Raw genomic sequence first — 18,422 nt, forward strand, 5'->3', positions numbered from 1 at the left:
CGCCGTTGCCGATGATGCCGACCTGACCGTCGAGCTTGACGTAGTTCAGGCCCTTGGCGCGGGCCTCCGCCTCCCGGTCGGGTGGGCCGTCCTCCTCGTGGAAGGGGGTGCGCTCGGGGTGGCGGAAGAGCGCGTTGTCGTCCAGGGTGACCTTGCCGTCGAGCGCCACGACGCGGCCGTCGGCGACCAGGGCCAGGGGGTTGACCTCGACCAGGGTGGCGTCCTCGTCCCGGGCCACGCGCCACAGGCGGAGCAGGGCCGAGGCGACCCCCTGGTGGGCCTCGACCGGCAGGCCCGCCTTGGCGCACAGGGCGAGGGCGGTTCCGCTGTCGGGGCCGCCCCCGGCGGGGAACGGCTGGCGCACGACGGCGGAGGGGCGCTCGGCGGCGACCTCCTCGATGTCGACGCCGCCCTCGGCCGAGCAGATGGCGGTGAAGGACCGCTCGGCGCGGTCGAGGAGGATCGCCAGGTAGTACTCCTCCGCGATGTCGCTGGCCTCTTCGATGAGGACGCGGTGCACGGTGTGGCCCTTGATGTCCATACCGAGGATCTGCTCGGCCTTCGCCTGGGCGTCCTCGGGGCCGTCGGCCACCTTCACCCCGCCGGCCTTGCCGCGGCCGCCGGTCTTGACCTGCGCCTTGACGACGACGCGCCCACCGAGCCCGGCGGCACTGGCCGCGGCCTGGTCGGGGGTGCGCGCCAGTTGGCGTTCGGCGAGCGGCACCCGGTGCTCGCCGAAGAGCTGCTTGGCTTGGTGTTCGTAGAGGTCCACCGGCCCCTCCTCGGGTGTCGTGCCCCCTGGAACAGTGATATCGAGATTGTATGCAGTATTCAATAGGTCCACGAGGGCCGACTTCCGGGCCCCGACGGCAACGAGGTCGCTCACCTGGTCGAGGCGCCAACAACGGGACCAGCAGGTCCCCCGCTCACGAGTCCCGGCCGGGCGGCGGGTCGGCGGGGTGTGAGGTGGGGGCGGCGACGAGGAGAGGGCGGCGGCCCTCGCCGCAGCGCCGTCGGGCGCGGCGCGTGTGCGTGGTCGCCGTGGTCGGCGGCGAGGGCAAGAGCCGGGCGGTTCCCCGGCCCTGCTTGCCGGGCGGCGGGCCCCTCGCGGTCCGGGCGGCTGGGCGGCTGGGCTGGTACCCCGCTCGTGGGCCCCACCCGAGCGGAAGACCGCCGGAGTGTGGCGTGGAGGGCAGCAACGACGAAGGTCAGCGGCCCTCGCCGCAGCGCCGTCGGCCACCGGGCGTGCGGGTGGTCACCGCGGTCAGCGGCGACGGAGTGAGCCGGGCGGTTCCCCGGCCCTGCCTGCCGTCCGTCCGGTCACTCACGGTCCGGGCGGGTGGGGCGGCTGGGCAGGTCCCCCGCTCACGGGCGCCGGCCGGGCGGCGGGCCGCCGGGGTGTGGCGGGAAGGGCGGCGACGAGGAGAGGTCGGCGGCCCTTGGCGCAGCGTCGTCGGCCGCCGGGCGTGCGGGTGGTCGCCGTGATGGGCGGCGACGGAGCGAGCTGGGCGGTTCCCCGACCCCGCTTGCCGTCCGTAAGGTCACCGGCGGTCCGGGCGGCGGCGCGACTGGGAGGGCGCGTGCCCGCCCGCGCTCGTGGCGCCCGCACCCCCGGTGCCCCCTCCTCGATGATCTCGACAAAGGTGCTGTCAAAACCGCCGGAATGACAGCTCTCTTGTCGAGATCATCGAGAGGGCGGCGGTGCGGGGGCGCGCTGTTGTTGATCTCGGGGAAGTCGGGCTTATCGTGTCCGGTTTAACCCCGAGTTCCCCGAGATCATCGCCGAGGGGGCTATCCGGGTGGTGCATACCGGGCATAACAGGCAGCGAGCGAGGGGCCGCGCATCCTGCGTCGTGGAATCGACGCTTTTTGGCTGATCAGGCGTCGATCTCACCACCCAAGTTGCCCCCGGGCCGTCCGAGGTGCCCGGAAGGCGGGTTCCGGACGAGCCACTACCGTCCCGGCATCCGGTTTGCCTGGTTTCCAGGGAGCCGGACCCCCTCCGGCGCCCTGTTCGACGCCCGGAGCCGACCGGCGGGCGTCACGGGTGCACGGTCATCGCGATACCAGAACGGGATTCGGCGCCAGCAGGCCCCGAAACGGCACATGAGTGCCGCTTGCCGGGCGCGACGTCACGGCGTGTAGCCGATATCGGCCCATCGCACCCGGTGGGTGCGCGGCCGGAGCGCCCGGGCGGCCGCACGGCCACCCTGGGCGGCGAGCCGGGTAGCGCAAACGGACATGAACCGGACATCGTGTTCCCGAATCCCGTTCTGGTGCGGCCGTGTTCGTCACCCGGGGCCCGCACGGGCGTCGCCGAGCGCGTTTCCTGCCCCCTCCTACCCTTAACGCGGAGTGTTCACCCAGGTCACAGACCCGGAGGGGTTCGCCGAGCGGGCCCGGAGGGCGTGCCGGGATACGAAGAACGCGAACCCCGCTCGCCGCGCCCCCTTCCCGGACCGCGAGAGGCCTGGCGGACGGCAAGCTGGGCCGGGGAACCGCCCGGCTGTCGCCGTCGCCGCCCATCACGGCGACCGCGCACACGCGCCGCACTCGACAGCGCTGCCGGAAGGGCCGCTGGCCTTCGTCATTGCCGCCATCCACGCCACACTCCGGCGGTCTTCCGCCCGGGTGGGGTCCGTGAGTGGAGTACCAGCCCAGCCGCCCGCCCACCCGGACCGCGAGGGGACCGCCGCCCGGAAAGCAGGGCCGGGGAACCGCCGGGCTTCTGCCGTCGCCGCCCTCCACGGCGACCACGCACACGCGCCGCACCCGACGGCGCTGCGGCTCGGGCCGCCGACCTTCGTCGTCGCCGCCATCCCCGCCACACCCCGCCGGCCCGCCGCCCGGCCGGGGCGTGACCGGGCTCGAAACCTTATCCGCGGATCTATGCGCCACCACCAAAGAAATGCCTACTGTATGCACTCCAAGGAGGTGACCCATGGACACCGCACCTTCACCGTCCGCCACCTCGGACGGGTACCTGCCCTCCCCCTACGCGCCTCCGCCGGACGGGGTGTACCGGGACTGGTCCGGGCGGCGGTACCGGGTCGGGCCCGCCGCGGTCGAGCTCGCCGGGTGCGAGCGGTCGCGGCTGCTCGGCCTGGCCGCCGCCGCCCTGGCCGCCGTCGGGGTGCTCCAGTACGGCTACGGCGCCGCCCTCCCCGCCGTGGCCGCCGCTCACGCCTGGCCCGCCGGCGCCGCCCTGCTCCCGTTCGCCGTCTGGGCGCTCGTCCAGGCCGGGTCCGCCGCCCCGGCCGCCCGCCTGCGCGAGGTGGGCCTGCTCCCGCCGCGCGCTGCCGTGCCGCTCGGGGCGCTGCTCAGCGCGCTGGCCCTGATCACCCTCGGTTCCGCCCCCGGCCTCGGGTGGGCCGTGCTCGGCTACGGCGTGCTCGGCGGCGTCGGCGCCGGGCTCGTCTACCACTCCTGCGTGCACCTCGCCGCCGCCTGGTATCCCGAGCGCCCCACCTGGCACACCGCCTTCACCGGCGGCGCCTTCGCCCTGGGAACGGTCCCCGTCGCGATCGCGGCGCCGACCGCGCTCTCCCCCGGTTCCCTGCCCACCGCCTGCGCCGTGCTCGCCGCGGTCGTCGCCCTGGTCGGCGTGGTCTGCGGGCGCCGCCTCCACGCCCCGCCCCCGGACTGGTGGCCGCCGAAGACCGACCCCCGCCGGTGGGCCCTGCGGCCCCGGTCCGGACCGGCCGCCTGCCGCGACCACTCCCCCACCGAGGCCTGGCGCAGCGGCGCCCTGCCCGCTCTGCACACCGTGGTCGCGGGCGCCGGAGCAGCGGCGCTCTTCGACCTGGCCGCGCTGCCGTCGCTACTCGCCGGTTCCGGGTTCACACCGGCCGCCGTCGCCGCCGCGATGGGCGCGCTCGTCGCCGCGAGCGGGCTGGGGCGCATCGCCGCGGGCCACTGGGGCGAGTACGGCGACCGGCGCCGCGTCCTCGCGGCCACGCTCGCCTGCGGGGCCGTGGCCCACCTGGGCATGATCGGCGCGGTGGCGGCCGGCTCATCCGGCGCCCTGGTCCTCTTCGCCGTCCCCGCCGGCCTGGGGGCGGGCGCCTGCTACCCGCTCACGCGCGCCCTGGCCGAGGACTTCTTCGGGGTCCGGGGTTCCGCGCGCATCCACGGCCTGGTCTACAGCGCGAAGGGGGTGGGCGGGCTGCTGGGCGTCGGCGGAGCCGCCGCGCTCGTCGCGTGGGGTCCGGGCGCGGGTGATGCGGCGGCGGTCGGGCTCGCGGGCGCCGCAGTTGCCGCCGCCGTGGCCGCGGTGACGGCCGCCCGGCTCCGCCGCCCCGTGCCGACGAGGACGATCCCGCCGACGGGGGCGGCCGCCCGCCCTCTGGGCCCCCTGCCTTGACGGGTGCGTCCCTGTCCGCGCCTCCGCCCCGGGGCCCTACCTCCGTGGGCGGAGGCGAACGATCCCGGTTTCCGGTGTTCCCGCGCGCCCCGCCGTTCCCGTGCACTTCGGCATACACCCCCAGGGCATCCGCCCCGGACGGCCGTCCGCACCTTGATCGAGATCGGTCGGTTCTGGGTCCTGGACAGCGGGCGCGGGCTGATGTAGCAAAGAAGCACATACTGTATGCAGTATTCGGACGCTCCGTCCGGCACCGATGAGTGAGGAGCGCATCCCTCCATGAGCAACGACACCGGCGAGGGGACCTCGATCTCCGGCGGCCACCTGGTGGCCAAGGCCCTCAAATCCGAGGGCGTGGACGTGGTCTTCACCCTCTGCGGCGGACACATCATCGACATCTACGACGGCTGCGCCGACGAGGGCATCGACGTCATCGACGTCCGCCACGAGCAGGTCGCCGCGCACGCCGCCGACGGGTACGCACGGGTCACCGGCCGCCCCGGATGCGCCGTGGTCACCGCCGGCCCCGGCACCACCGACGCCGTCACCGGCATCGCCAACGCCTACCGCGCCGAGAGCCCCATGCTGGTCATCGGCGGACAGGGCGCCCTCAGCCAGCACAAGATGGGCTCCCTGCAGGACCTCCCGCACGTCGACATGATCGCGCCGATCTCCAAGTTCGCCGCGACCGTGCCGCACACCGAACGCGTCGCCGACATGGTCTCCATGGCCTTCCGCGAGGCGCACAACGGCGCCCCCGGCCCGTCCTTCCTGGAGATCCCGCGCGACATCCTGGACGCGAGCGTCCCGGCGGACAGCGCGCGGATCCCCAAGGCGGGCCACTACCGCGCCTCGGGGCGCCAGGCGGGCGACCCCGAGGCCGTCGAGCGCCTCGCCGAGCTGCTGGTGCGCTCCGAGCGCCCCAGTATCCTCCTCGGCGGGCAGGTATGGACCTCCCGCGCCACCGACACCGCCGTCGACCTGGTCCGCACGCTCAACGTCCCCGCGTTCATGAACGGCGCCGGGCGCGGCACCCTCCCGCCGGGCGACCCGCACCACTTCCAGCTCTCGCGCCGGCACGCCTTCCGCGAGTCCGACCTCATCATCATCGTCGGCACCCCGTTCGACTTCCGGATGGGCTACGGCAAGCGCCTGTCGCCCGACGCGACCGTGGTGCAGATCGACCTGTCCTACACGACGGTCGGCAAGAACCGCGACATCGACCTGGGCATCGTCGGCGACCCCGACACCGTCCTGGCGGCGGTGCTGCAGGCCGCCTCGGGCTTCAGCGACACCGGCGCCCAGGGCCGCAAGCCGTGGCTGGAGGAGCTGCGCTCCGTCGAGGCCAAGACCCGCAACGAGCGCGCGTCGCTGTTCACCTCCGACGCCGCCCCCATCCACCCCTACCGGCTGGTGTCGGAGATCAACGACTTCCTCACCGAGGACTCGATCTACATCGGCGACGGCGGCGACATCGTCACCTTCTCCGGCCAGGTGATCCAGCCCAAGTCCCCCGGGCACTGGCTCGACCCGGGACCGCTGGGCACCCTCGGCGTGGGCGTGCCGTTCGCGATGGCCGCCAAGTACGCCCGCCCCGACAAGGAGATCGTCACCCTCTTCGGCGACGGCGCGTTCAGCCTCACCGGCTGGGACTTCGAGACCATGGTCCGCTTCGACCTGCCCTTCGTCGGCATCGTCGGCAACAACTCCTCGATGAACCAGATCCGGTACGGCCAGATCGCCAAGTACGGCGCCGACCGGGGCGAGATCGGCAACACCCTGGGCGACGTGCGCTACTCGGAGTTCGCCAAGATGCTCGGCGGCTACGGCGAGGAGGTCCACGACCCTGCCGAGATCGGCCCGGCGCTGCGCCGCGCGCGCGAGTCCGGCAAGCCCTCGCTGATCAACGTCTGGATCGATCCGGAGGTCTACGCCCCCGGGACGATGAACCAGACCATGTACAAGTGACCCGGCCCCGAAGGGAGACTCGGCCATGAGCAAGGCACTCGACGGGGTCCGCGTACTGGACATGACGCACGTGCAGTCGGGCCCCTCCGCGACGCAGATCCTGGCGTGGCTCGGGGCGGACGTGCTGAAGCTGGAGGCGCCCTCCGGCGACATCACCCGCCGCCAGCTCCGGGACCTGCCCGACGTGGACAGCCTGTACTTCACGATGCTCAACGGCAACAAGCGCAGCATCACCCTGAACACCAAGTCCGAGGAGGGCAAGCGCCTCTTCCTGGACCTGGTCAAGCGCAGCGACGTGCTGGTGGAGAACTTCGCCCCGGGCGCGCTGGACCGCATGGGCTTCACCTGGGAGGTGCTGCAGGAGGCCAACCCGCGCCTGGTCTACGCCTCGATCAAGGGGTTCGGCCCCGGCGCCTACGCCGACTTCAAGGCCTACGAGGTCATCGCCCAGGCGATGGGCGGGTCGATGAGCACGACCGGGTTCGACTCCGGGCCGCCGCTGGCCACCGGCGCGCAGATCGGCGACTCGGGCACCGGCATGCACACGGTGGCCGGCATCCTGGCCGCCCTGTACCAGCGCACCTCCACCGGCCGCGGCCAGCGGGTCGAGGTGGCCATGCAGGACGCGGTGCTCAACCTGTGCCGGGTCAAGCTGCGCGACCAGCAGCGCCTGGCGCACGGGCCGCTCAAGGAGTACCCCAACTCCGAGTTCGGCGACGAGGTCCCGCGCTCGGGCAACGCCTCGGGCGGCGGCCAGCCGGGCTGGGCGGTGCGCACCGCGCCCGGCGGCCCCAACGACTACGTGTACGTCATCATCCAGCCGCAGGGCTGGGCGCACCTGGCCGAGCTGGCCGGGCGCCCGGAGCTGGCCGAGGACCCCGAGTGGGCGACCCCCGAGGCGCGGCTGGACAAGCTGGACAAGGCCTTCGGGATCATCGAGGAGTGGTCCTCGGGCCTGCCCAAGTGGGAGGTGCTGGACAAGCTCACCGAGCGCGGCATCCCCTGCGGGCCGATCCTGTCCACCAAGGAGATCATCGAGGACCCCACGCTGCGGGCCAACGGCATCGTCGCCGATGTCGAGCACCCGGAGCGCGGCGGCTACACCACGGTGGGCCTGCCCATCCGGCTCTCGGACTCGCCGGCCGACGTGGCCCGGTCCCCGCTGCTGGGCGAGCACAACGCCGACGTCTACGGCGGCGAGCTGGGCCTTTCCGAAGAGGAGATCGCCGACCTCGCATCGAACGGAGTGATCTGACCGATGTCCACCCCCTCTTCCTCCGGGCCGGACCGCGACGCCGTGCGCGCGGTGCTGGACCGGGCGCGCGCCGAGGGCCGCACCGCGCTCACCGCCCCCGAGGGCAAGGCGCTGGCCGACGCCTACGGCATACCGGTGCCGGGCGAGGCGCTCGCGACCTCCGCCGACGAGGCGGTCGCCCGGGCCGTCGAGCTGGGCCTGCCCGTGGTCGCCAAGATCGTCTCGCCCGACATCCTGCACAAGACCGACGCCGGCGGCGTCGCGGTGGGCCTGGACTCCCCGCGGGCGGTGCAGGAGGCCTACGAGCGCATCGTCGCCGCGGCGCGCCGCTACGACCCCGCGGCCCGCATCGACGGCGTGCAGATCCAGCGCATGGTGCCCTCGGGGACCGAGGTGCTGATCGGCGCCGCCACCGACCCCACGTTCGGCAAGATCGCGGTGTTCGGACTGGGCGGGATCCTCGTCGAGGTCCTCAAGGACGCCGCGTTCCGGCTGGCGCCGCTGTCCCGTGCCGACGCGCTGGAGCAGATCGGCTCGCTGCGCGCCGCCGAGGTGCTGGACGGGGTGCGCGGCGGCGAGGCGGTGGACCGCGAGGCCCTGGCCGACCTGCTGGTCTCCCTGTCCGAGCTGGTGACCGACTTCCCGGAGATCGCCGAGGCCGACCTGAACCCGGTGTTCGCCTCGGCGTCCGGCGCGATGGCGGCGGACGTGCGCTTCGTGCTCGACTTCGATCCGCCGGAGCCGCCGAAGCGCTTCGGCCGCGAGGAGATCCAGTCGGCGATGGAGCGGATGTTCCGCCCCCGCTCGATCGCGGTGGTGGGCGCCTCCAACGAGGCCGGCAAGATCGGCAACTCGGTGATGCGCAACATCGTCGACGGCGGGTTCGCGGGCGAGGTGTACCCGGTCAACCCCAAGGCCGACGAGGTCTACGGGCGGCGGGCCTACGCCTCGGTGGGCGACATCCCCGGCGGGATCGACGTCGCGGTGTTCGCCATCCCGGCCCAGTTCGTGGCCGGGGCGCTGGAGGAGGTCGGCGCCAAGGGAGCGGCGGGCGCCGTGCTGATCCCCTCCGGCTTCGCCGAGACCGGCCGCCAGGACCTGCAGGACGAGGTCCTGGCGGTCGCGCGGCGGCACGGGGTGCGGCTGCTGGGGCCCAACATCTACGGGTACTACTACACGCCCGAGAAGCTGTCGGCGACCTTCTGCACCCCCTACGACGTCGCCGGGGGCACGGCGCTGACCTCGCAGTCCGGCGGCATCGGCATGGCCATCCTGGGCTTCAGCCGCAGCACCGGCACCGGGGTGTCGGCGATCGTGGGCGTGGGCAACAAGGCCGACATCGACGAGGACGACCTGCTGACGTTCTTCGGGTCCGACGACAACACCCGCGCCGTGGCGATGCACCTGGAGGACCTCAAGGACGGCCGGGCGTTCGTCGAGGCCGCGCGCGAGGTGGTGCCGCGCAAGCCGGTGGTGGTGCTCAAGGCCGGGCGCACGTCGGCCGGCGCGAAGGCGGCCGGGTCGCACACCGGGGCGCTCGCCGGGGACGACAAGGTCTACGACGACATCCTGCGGCAGGCGGGGGTGGTGCGCGCGCCGGGCCTGCGGGAGCTGATGGAGTACGGCAGGGCGCTGCCGGTGCTCCCGGCGCCCAAGGGCGAGAACGTCGTGATCATCACCGGCGCGGGCGGGTCGGGCGTGCTGCTGTCCGACGCGGTCGTGGACAACGGGATGTCGCTGTACGAGATCCCGCCCGACCTGGACGAGGCGTTCCGGGCGTTCATCCCGCCGTTCGGCGCGGCGGGCAACCCGGTCGACATCACCGGCGGGGAGCCGCCGTCCACCTACGAGAAGACGATCCGCCTGGGCCTGGAGGACCCGCGGGTGCACGCGCTGGTGCTGGGCTACTGGCACACCATCGTCACCCCGCCCATGGTCTTCGCCGAGCTGGTGGCCGACGTGGTGCGGGCCGCGCGGGCCGAGGGCATCGACAAGCCGGTCGTGGCCTCGCTGTCCGGCGACACCGAGGTCGAGGCCGCCAGCACCCACCTGTTCGAGCACGGGGTGGCCGCCTACCCCTACACCACCGAGATGCCGGTACAGGTGCTGGGCGCCAAGTACCGGTGGGCCCGGGCCGCCGGGCTGCTCTGACCCCGACCCCGGCCGGGCGGGCGCCGCCCGGCCGGAGGGGGCGGGCGGGGGCGCGGCTTGACCGGGCCGCGCCCCGGGGCGCAAGATCCCTCGCATCCGCCCCGGCCGGCACGGGCCGACACCGACGGCACGTCCGACGCCCCGGCCCCGCCGGCCCGCCCCTGTCCCACCGACACCGACACCGACACGAACCCCAGCCGCCACCGACCACCGGCGACGACCCGCTCCGCCGACGGCGCACCCCGCCGCCGATCCGCGCAGCGGCCGGTCCCGACACGACCGGCACGCCGTACCAGCCGACACGCACCCAGGGCCGCGGCCCGCCATCCGCGCCCCGGGGCACCGGCCGCGTCCGCCCGCGGCCCCGCCCGTTCCGACCACTCCGCGTACAGGAGACCGCCACGTACCAGACCAGCGACCAGAGGCGTTCCAAGGGGGCTGATGGGGGCTGTGCATCCCGCCCGCATCCGCACTGTCGTCCAAGGAGTCGACCCCATGGATCCTGCCGGTAGAGCACCAGGCGGAGTACCCGAGGACGGCGCCGCGAGCGCCGCCGAACAGCCGCACGCGCCGCAGACCGAGGCGCCCCACGTCCCCCCGCCCCGTCCGGCCGCCGAGTCGGACGGCCATGGGGGCTCCCCCGACGCCTCCTCCGCGGAGGCCCCGCCCATCCGCCTGGAGGCCCCCGGCACCGGCCTCCGCGACACCTGGAAGGCGATGGGGCCCGGTATCGCCGCCGCGATGACCGGCATCGGCGCGAGCCACATCATGCACGGACCCACCGCGGGCGCCCAGTTCGGCTACGCCCTGCTGTGGGTGATCCCGTTCGCCTACATCATGAAGTACTGCGCCTTCGAGTTCGCGCACCGCTACACCCTGGTGCGGGGCGAGAGCATCATGGAGGCCTACGAGCGCGTCGGCAAGGGCCGCGGGATGTGGCCGCTGTGGTACCTGGGCGGCCAGTCGGTGGTCAACACCTTCGGCATCGCGGGGCGGGCCCTGGGCTGCGCGGCGATGCTGTGGGCGGCGTTCCCGATCATGCCGCTGCCGTACTGGGCGGTGCTGGTGCTGCTGTCCTGTGTCGCCGTGCTGTGGCTCGGCCGCTACCAGGCCCTGGAAGCGGTGGTGAAGGTGGCGATCATCGTCTTCGCCGCCGCGGTGATCGTGGCCTTCATCCTGCAGTCGCCGCCGCCCGGGGAGTACCTGGTCCGGCTGGCGCCCGCACTGCCGCCCGCGGGGGCGATGCTGCTGTTCAGCGCCATGTGGGGGTACTTCCCCACCACCGTCGAGGTGGCGCCCATGCAGTCCAACTGGGCCGTGGACAAGAAGAGCGGCATGGTGCGCGTACGCGAGCTGCGCGCGCAGGGCCACAGGGTCGAGGTGGCGCCGAACTACCTGCGCAACCACCTCAAGCTGATGCGCCGCGACATGAACATCTCCTACGTCATCTCGGCGCTGACCGGCATGGCGTTCCTGATCGTCGGCGCGGTGGTGCTGAACCCGCTCGGCGTGGTGCCCGAGTCGCAGGAGATGGGCTCGACCATCGCGAGCATCTACACCGACACCTTCGGCGCGTGGATCTTCCCGGTGATCATCGCCGGCGGCGTGGCGGCGCTGTGGTCCACGGTGTTCACCTACTTCGACGGCCAGGCCCGGGTGTTCGAGGAGTGCGTCGTGCGGATCCGCCGCGCGTGGGACTCCCCGCGCATCCGCAAGCTGCTCTACCGGGGCTTCCAGGTGATGTGGGTGATCACGGGGACCGCGATCATCTTCGGCCTGCCCGAGCCGATCCTGGTGGTGCAGATCGCCTCGGTGCTGGCGCTGTTCTTCGCCCCGGTGCTGTACTGGCTGAACATCAGGGCGCTGAAGGACTTCACCGGTGAGGAGCGCGAGCACCTGCCGTCCCGCTTCCTGCTGGCGTGGGCCTGGATCGGGATGATCGGGCTGGGCGTGGTCAGCCTGTTCTTCCTGTACACCGAGTACCTGGCCTAGTCCGCGCTCCCCGTCCGCACCGTGACGGGGCCGTCGGCGGCCGAGGCGCCCGCCCGGAGACCCGGGCGGGCGCCTCGGCCGTTCGCGGTGCCGGGTCAGTCCCCGGCCAGGCAGTCCTATAACACCGAACGCGACACAGATTCCGAGAGTTCAAAGCAGAGGAGAACCAGGCGGGCCGACCGTGGACCGTGCCGCCCCGGGGCCCAGTGACGCATGGGCGACATCGGGCGGCGCCCTACCGAGGCGAGAAATTCTGGGAAATCCCCCTCCTCATCGCGCCCACCCTCCTATTGTCACGGAACGTGCCATCACAACGACACGACGCAGCCAAGGATCTGGCCGCCGACTCCCCCCAGACCATCGCGCGGCTCGTCCGCATGAAAGCCGACGTCGAGATCCGTCCGGACGCGCCGTTCCGGATGGAGAAGAACGAAGTCAACGACCGGCCGTCAACCGACCTCTTCCCGGACATCGTTTTCTCACAGGGGTTTCCCTCGCACCCCTCGGGCATCTTCGTGGTGGAGGTCCAGCACGGGAAGGACGAGGGAAAGCGAAGGCAGATCCCACGCTATGCCGCGGCGCTCTGGCTGTTCCACCGGTGCACGACGATCATCGCGGTGTTCAGCCCCGACCAGGCAGCCGCCGACTACTACTCCGAACCCATCGCGACCGAGCTGCCCGGATACACCTTCCCCCCAGTGGCGATCGGACCGAAGGACATCCCCCTCGTCGAGGACGTCGACACCGCCGCCGCCGACCCGGCCCTGGCGGCGTTGAGCGTCATGGCGCACGGAACCGCCCCCGGGGTCCTCGAGACCTTCATGGAAGGGCTGACGCGGCTCGAAGCCAGCGACTCCTCAAAGTACTATGAATACGCGTACCGCCTCGCGTCACAGCAGGTCAAGAACAACCTGGAGGCCGCAGTGTCATCATCCGCCTGGCCCGTGTACAGCCCCTTCGCCAAGGAGCACTTCTCCAAGGGGCGTGAGGAAGGGCGAGAGGAAGGTGTGATCCACGAGCGCGCCTCCGCGATCCTCGACATCCTGCATGCGCGGGGCAAGGCGGTCGACGACGGCATCCGCGCCCGTATCACCGCCTGCACCGACGGCGAGAAGCTGAGGACGTGGCTCTTCGCGGCCGCGACCGTCGAAAACGCCGAGGACATCTTCGACGCCTGACGCCCCCGTCGGCGGGCACCCTGGGATCGAGAGGGCGCCCGCCGACGCGTTCAGCTCTTCTTCGCCTTGGCCGCGGCCTTCATGGCCTTCTTGGCTTCGCGGACCTCGTTCAAGGTCTGTTCGTCGACCACGTCCGCTATGGACCGGCGCGCCCCCTCCTCGCCGTAGGGGCCCGCGGCCTGGCGCCACCCCTCCGGGCGGACGCCCATCTGCTTGCCCAGCAGCGCCAGGAAGATCCGCGCCTTCTGGTCGCCGTAACCCGGCAGGGCCTTCAGCCGCTTGAGGACCTCCTTGCCGTCCGGGTCGCCCCGGGTCCACACCGCGTCGGCGCGCCCTCCGTACTCCGAGGCGATCACCTCGCACAGCGACTGCACGCGCTTGGCCATCGACCCGGGGAACCGGTGCACCGCCGGGGTCTGCGAGAACAGCCCGGTGAAGGCGTCGGCGTCGTACCGGGCGATCTCGGCGGCGTCGAGGCGGTCGCGGCCCATCCGGTCGGCGATCTTCTTCGGTCCGGCGAAGGCGACCTCCATGGCGACCTGTTGATCCAGGAGGGCTCCGATGATCAGCGCCAGCGGGTCCGACGACAGCAGCGCGTCGGCGCCGGCGTCGCCGGTCAGGTGAAGCTCGTGTTCCATGGGCCCGATCCTCCCACCGCGCGGACCCCGGCGCCCGCCGTGCCGCGCGGGAGGTCCGGCGGGCGCGCCGCGGGCGACCGTTCCGTCCCGGCGTGTCGCCGATGCCGCTATTCGGTCCGCCGAAACCCCGGCCCCGCCCGGGCGGCCCGAGGTCCACAGTGTCCCGATTCGACCACCGCGCAAGGGGAGCGACGACACACCCCCGACCTCACCCCCTTCACAATGCGTAGCTGATTCGCTACTGTTCGTCGTGACCAAAAGGGGGCCGACCGCCCCTGTCCCTGTCTCTCATCTGAGGAGAACCCGTGAAGAAGTTCCTCGCGGTCGCGGCCGTCGCGGCCGGCGCCCTGATGGCCACCGCGCCCGCGGCCTCCGCCGGCGACAGCTACGCGCTGATCAACGGCGACGTGCTGCCCTGCACCGTGGCGCCGTGGAACTGGGAGGGGCCGCTGAACATCCTGTCGCCCAGCGGCGACTACAACGCCTGCCAGAAGATCGGCGTCACCCACGGCGGCTGACCCTCGCACCGAGGCTTCCTCCGCGCGGTGGACGCTGCGAGGTGGGACGAGCGCGGAGCCGGAAGCGGCGCACCCCCTTCCGGCTCCGCACTCCGCACCCCGGCCGGGGCCGCCGCGCCGATGACCCTTGTGACCATCAACGATCCGCACCACCGGACTCGAACGGAGTGACCACCATGAAGAAGGCCTTCGCGGTCGCCGCCCTGACCGCCGCCGCGTTCGGCGTGGCCGCCCCCGCCTACGCGGGCGGCTACGGCGACGACAACGGGAGCGGCAACGGCGGCGACAGCTACGCGCTGATCAACGGCGACGTGGCGCCCTGCGCCATCGCGCCCTGGAACTGGGAGGGGCCGCTGAACATCCTCTCGGTCACCGGCGACTACAACGCCTGCCAGAAGATCGGCGTCACCCACGGCGGCTGAACCGCCCGCGGTGCCGGCGCACGGAGGGCCGGGGAGCAGCGCTCCCCGGCCCTCCTCATGCCCGCCGCCCCGTGGCGGTCAGGCGTAGCCGCCCTCCAGGCGCGGGCGGACCACCTCGTCGAACGCGGCCGCGAAGGTGTCGCCCGGGCACTCGGTCGACATCCAGTCGCGGTGGCGCGACACGCCCATCTGCACCGCCGTCTCGCCGTTGACCGGGTTGGTGTACTCCACCTCGGTGTTGGGCGGCACGCCGGTCAGGTCGCACAGCAGCCGCAGCACCTTCACCAGCGCGTCCACCGCCGCGTCGGTGGGCATGGCGTCGGTGAAGTCGCCCATCATGCAGATGCCGATGTTGCCGCTGTTCATCAGGTAGACGTGCCCCGCGGTCACCGACTCGGCCGACCCCGGCGAGGGCAACTCTGCGAAGACCGGCAGGCCGTCCTCGCCCGAGTAGCGCCCCTCGTAGACCCGGCCGTCGGGGTCGATCAGCAGGTGGTAGCCGATGTCGCCCCAGTCCTGCGTGACCGCGTGGTAGTAGTAGATGCCGCGCACGTCGGCGGCGTAGTCGCCGCTCAGCTCGGTCGCCGTGTGGTGCACGGTGATCGTCTGCACCGGGTAGTACGCGGTGGGCCACGACTCCTGGCCGGACTCGTCGAAGCGCAGCGACTCGTCCGCGCCCCAGCCCGCCCGGGTCAGGTAGGTCAGGTCCCCGGCCCCGGACGCGCCCATGTCGCTGCGGAGCCCGCCGCTGCGGCGGCCCCCGATGCGCACCTGCGGCCCGTCGGTGACGTTCAGTGCCGTGCTGCGGGCGGCACCGCCCTCGCACCGGACCTCGTACCCGGTGCAGCCCCGCGGCGCCGCCGCCAGCGCGGCGGTCGCGGGCCTGTCGTCTCGCCCGCCGTCGATGTGCACCCGGCGCCAGGGGGTCATGCCCTCGCCGGTCGCGAACCGCACCTCGGCGGTGCCGCCCGACTCCGGCTCCACCGCCACGTAGTCGACGCCGATGCCGGGGCGCACCGTTCCCCGTCCCGCCGGGGCGGCCTCCTCCAGCACCCGGGGCACGCCGTCGGCCCCGGTGTCCGCGGGCGCCTGCCGCTCCTGGGCCTGCGCCGTACCGCCGGCCGCCGCGGCCAGGGCCGCGCCGCCGACGCCCGCCTTGACGAACTCACGCCGTCTCACCTGGTTCTCCGTCCGTGTGGGGAATGCGCGGGGATCCCGCGGCGGGGCCGCGGAACGCGCTTACCCTACAAGCGGGGCCCCTGTGGCGGGAGGGGTCGGCGCACACGGCCCCTTGACGGGGAGGTCGCAGCGGGTAAGGCTCCTGGCGTCGGCGCCGCGCGTTCGAGGAGGCACGCGAAGATGACCGCTGGATGGACCGAGGACTGCCGCCGGATCGGCGAGGGCGACCACCCGGTGATCGCCCTGCACGGGTGGTTCGGCTCCGGGGAGGCCTGGGCGCCGCTCTGGCCGCACCTGGACCGGGACGCCTTCACCTACGCCTTCCCCGACTACCGCGGCTACGGCCGCCGCAAGGGCGAGCCCGGGGAGTTCACCCTCGCCGAGGCCGCCGCCGACGTGCTCGCCCTGGCCGACGCCCGGGGCTGGGACCGGTTCTCGCTCGTGGGCCACTCCATGGGCGGCATCGTGATGCAGCGGGTCCTGGCCGACGCCCCCGACCGGGTGCGGGCGATGGTCGGGGTGGCGCCGGTGCCCGCCTCCGGGGTGCCCTTCGACGCCGAGACGCGCGCGGTGTTCGACGGCGCCGCCGACGACCCGGCGCTGCGCCGCGCGATCGTGGACATGACCACCGGGAAGCGGCTGACCGGGGTGTGGCTGGACGCGGTGGTCGCGCACTCCGTGGACAACTCCGACCGCGACGCCTTCGCCGCCTACCTCAGGGCCTGGGCCGACACCGACCTGCACGAGGAGATCGAGGGCAGCCCGGTGCCGGTGCTGGCGGTCGCCGGGGAGCACGACCCCGCCCTGGGCGCCGACGCCCTGCGGCCCACCTTCGGCGCCTGGTACCCCTCGGCCGAGATCGAGGTGCTGGCCAACGCCGGGCACTACCCGGCCGACGAGGTGCCGGTGGCGCTGGCCACCTCCATCGAGCGGCACCTGGCGGGCCGCTCGTGAGCGCTCCGGCGCCCGCCCCCGACGTGTTCGACCCGCGGGTGTTCGCCCGGGGCGTCCCGCACGCCGCGCTGCGGCGGCTGCGCGAGGACGACCCGGTCTCCTGGCAGGCCGAGCACGAGGTGGACGGGTGGCCGGCCGGGCCCGGCTTCTGGGCGGTGACCCGGCACGCGGACGTGAGGCATGTGCTGCGCACCCCGGAGGTGTTCTCCTCGCACGCGGGCGCCACGCAGATCCGCGACCCCGACCCGGACGACCTGCCGTTCATCCGCCGGACGATCCTGAACATGGACCCGCCCGAGCACATGCGGCTGCGGAGGCTGGTGACCTCGGCGTTCACCCGCAGGCGGCTGGAGCGCTTCACCGGCGCCGTCGCCGCGCGCGCCCGCGCCCTCCTGGAGCCGGTCGCCGAGCGGGGCCGCTGCGACCTCCCGGCGGAGGTGACCGACGACTTCCCGCTGAGCAACTTGGCCGACCTGCTCGGGATGCCGCCGGGCGACCGGCACCTGATGCTGGAGTGGACCAACCGGGTGATCGGCTACCAGGACGACGAGCACGCCGAGCCGGTCCTGGGGGCGGACGGGCGCCCGGTGAACCCGCGCTCCCCCGGGCAGCTGCGGGACATGTTCGACTACGCGGCCGGGCTGGCCGAGGCCAAGCGGCGCCGACCGGGCGAGGACCTGATGACGGCGCTGGTGCACGCCGAGGTGGACGGGCGCGGGCTGGACCCCGAAGAGCTGCGGATGTTCTTCTTCCTGCTGGTCATCGCGGGCAACGACACGGTGCGCAGCGCCCTGCCCGGCGGGGTGCTGGCGCTGGCCGACCACCCGGGCGAGCACGCACGCCTGGCGGCCGACCCGGGCCTGGTGCCGTCGGCGGTGGAGGAGATGCTGCGCTGGCACCCGCCGGTGCTGACGTTCCGGCGCACGGCGGTGCGCGACACCGACCTGGGCGGCCGCCGCATCCGGGAGGGCGACAAGGTGGTGGTGTACCACTGCTCGGCACACTTCGACGAGCGCGTGTTCACCGACCCCGACCGCTTCGACGTGGCCCGTTCGCCCAACGACCATCTGGCGTTCGGCGACGGGCCGCACCTGTGTCTGGGCGCGCACTTCGCGCGGCTGCAGATGCGGATCTTCTTCGAGGAGATGGTGCGCATGCTGCCGTGCCCGCGGCGCGACGGTCCGGTGAAACGACTGACGTCGAACTTCATCAACGGCATCACGCACCTCCCGCTCCGCTGGGAGCGGTAGGAGCGGACACGACCCGGAGGCCCGCCGAGGCAGGGTGGTGCTCATACGCCCCGGCGGCCCTCCCCGCAGCGCCGTCGGCCGCCGGGCGTGTGCGTGGTCGGCGTTGACGGCGGCGACGGCGACAGCGGGGCGGTTCCCCGGCCCCGCCTGCCGAGCGGCGGGCCGCTTGGGCTCCCTGCCCCCCATTGTTGATCTCGGGGAAATCGCCCCTACCGGGCCGGTTTTAGCGTCGCTTTTCCCGAGTTCAACGAGAAAGCGGCGATGCCAGGGGCGCTGTCGTTGATCTCGGGGAACTCGGGCTTATCGTGTCCGGTTTAACCCCGACTTCCCCGAGATCAACGCGGAGGGGGCCGCCCGCACGGCGCATTCCGGGCATAACAGGCGGTAAATGAGGGGTCGGCCATCCTGCGTCGCGGAATCGACGCTTTTAGGCTGATCAGGCGTCGATTTCACCACCCAAGATGCCCCTAGGCCGCCCGAGGCGCCTGGAAGGCGGGTTCCGGCTGAGCCCATACCGGCCCGCCACCCGGCTGGGGCTCTGAAGCGGGGTACCT

The 18,422-nt window shown here is 73.1% G+C and carries 13 protein-coding genes; 10 read left to right on the forward strand and 3 right to left on the reverse strand.

Going from position 1 to position 18,422, the window contains the following annotated elements; genetic code table 11:
• The coding region (locus O4J56_RS03285) for an ATP-grasp domain-containing protein (RefSeq protein ID WP_270683562.1) at positions 1-772 on the reverse strand (772 nt) is incomplete at its 3' end.
• A 2,169-nt stretch (positions 773-2,941) separates the two neighbouring features.
• On the opposite strand from O4J56_RS03285, the gene O4J56_RS03290 reads away from it, so the two are divergent.
• From O4J56_RS03290 to O4J56_RS03315, 6 genes are all read left to right on the forward strand, one after another.
• A complete protein-coding gene (locus O4J56_RS03290; protein WP_270683563.1) occupies positions 2,942-4,363 on the forward strand; it encodes an MFS transporter in 1,422 nt (473 codons plus the stop codon).
• A gap of 279 nt (positions 4,364-4,642) precedes the next feature.
• Positions 4,643-6,331, forward strand: a complete 1,689-nt coding sequence (locus O4J56_RS03295; protein ID WP_270683564.1) for a thiamine pyrophosphate-binding protein — start codon at positions 4,643-4,645, stop codon at positions 6,329-6,331.
• Between the two features lie 25 nt (positions 6,332-6,356).
• Positions 6,357-7,586 (forward strand): formyl-CoA transferase, encoded by a 1,230-nt coding sequence (gene frc, locus O4J56_RS03300; RefSeq protein ID WP_270683565.1) that lies wholly within the window; start codon positions 6,357-6,359, stop codon positions 7,584-7,586.
• 3 nt (positions 7,587-7,589) lie between these two features.
• On the forward strand, positions 7,590-9,737 hold the full coding sequence (locus tag O4J56_RS03305; protein ID WP_270683566.1) for an acetate--CoA ligase family protein: 2,148 nt from the start codon (positions 7,590-7,592) through the stop codon (positions 9,735-9,737).
• 495 nt (positions 9,738-10,232) lie between these two features.
• The gene (locus O4J56_RS03310; protein ID WP_270683567.1) at positions 10,233-11,729 is read left to right on the forward strand and encodes an Nramp family divalent metal transporter; all 1,497 of its coding nucleotides are present in this window, start codon (positions 10,233-10,235) and stop codon (positions 11,727-11,729) included.
• A 302-nt stretch (positions 11,730-12,031) separates the two neighbouring features.
• Complete coding sequence (locus O4J56_RS03315) at positions 12,032-12,907, forward strand: hypothetical protein (RefSeq protein ID WP_270683568.1); 876 nt, start codon at positions 12,032-12,034, stop codon at positions 12,905-12,907.
• 50 nt (positions 12,908-12,957) lie between these two features.
• Here O4J56_RS03315 and O4J56_RS03320 read toward each other — a convergent pair whose 3' ends face one another.
• Positions 12,958-13,545, reverse strand: a complete 588-nt coding sequence (locus O4J56_RS03320) for an HhH-GPD-type base excision DNA repair protein (protein WP_270683569.1) — start codon at positions 13,543-13,545, stop codon at positions 12,958-12,960.
• Between the two features lie 305 nt (positions 13,546-13,850).
• Here O4J56_RS03320 and O4J56_RS03325 point away from each other — a divergent pair, with 305 nt between their 5' ends.
• Together O4J56_RS03325 and O4J56_RS03330 are read left to right on the forward strand one after the other, a co-directional pair.
• Positions 13,851-14,063 carry a hypothetical protein gene (locus O4J56_RS03325; protein ID WP_017625397.1) on the forward strand — a complete coding sequence of 71 codons (213 nt, stop codon included), beginning with the start codon at positions 13,851-13,853 and terminating at the stop codon, positions 14,061-14,063.
• Between the two features lie 176 nt (positions 14,064-14,239).
• Positions 14,240-14,485, forward strand: coding sequence for a hypothetical protein (locus O4J56_RS03330; protein ID WP_270683570.1), 246 nt, complete (start codon positions 14,240-14,242; stop codon positions 14,483-14,485).
• Positions 14,486-14,563: 78 nt separating this feature from the next.
• Here the strand turns inward: O4J56_RS03330 and O4J56_RS03335 are convergent, their stop codons facing one another.
• Positions 14,564-15,664: a peptidoglycan recognition protein family protein gene (locus O4J56_RS03335; RefSeq protein WP_270683571.1), complete on the reverse strand. Its 1,101-nt coding sequence runs from the start codon at positions 15,662-15,664 to the stop codon at positions 14,564-14,566.
• 180 nt (positions 15,665-15,844) lie between these two features.
• On the opposite strand from O4J56_RS03335, the gene O4J56_RS03340 reads away from it, so the two are divergent.
• Positions 15,845-16,618: an alpha/beta fold hydrolase gene (locus tag O4J56_RS03340; RefSeq protein ID WP_270683572.1), complete on the forward strand. Its 774-nt coding sequence runs from the start codon at positions 15,845-15,847 to the stop codon at positions 16,616-16,618.
• Positions 16,615-17,868, forward strand: coding sequence for a cytochrome P450 (locus O4J56_RS03345; RefSeq protein WP_270683573.1), 1,254 nt, complete (start codon positions 16,615-16,617; stop codon positions 17,866-17,868). The genes O4J56_RS03340 and O4J56_RS03345 overlap by 4 nt, the downstream gene beginning before the upstream one ends.
• Positions 17,869-18,422: the final 554 nt, after the last annotated feature.

Source organism: Nocardiopsis endophytica (genome assembly GCF_027706725.1).
Classification (GTDB): Bacteria; Actinomycetota; Actinomycetes; order Streptosporangiales; family Streptosporangiaceae; genus Nocardiopsis_A; species Nocardiopsis_A endophytica.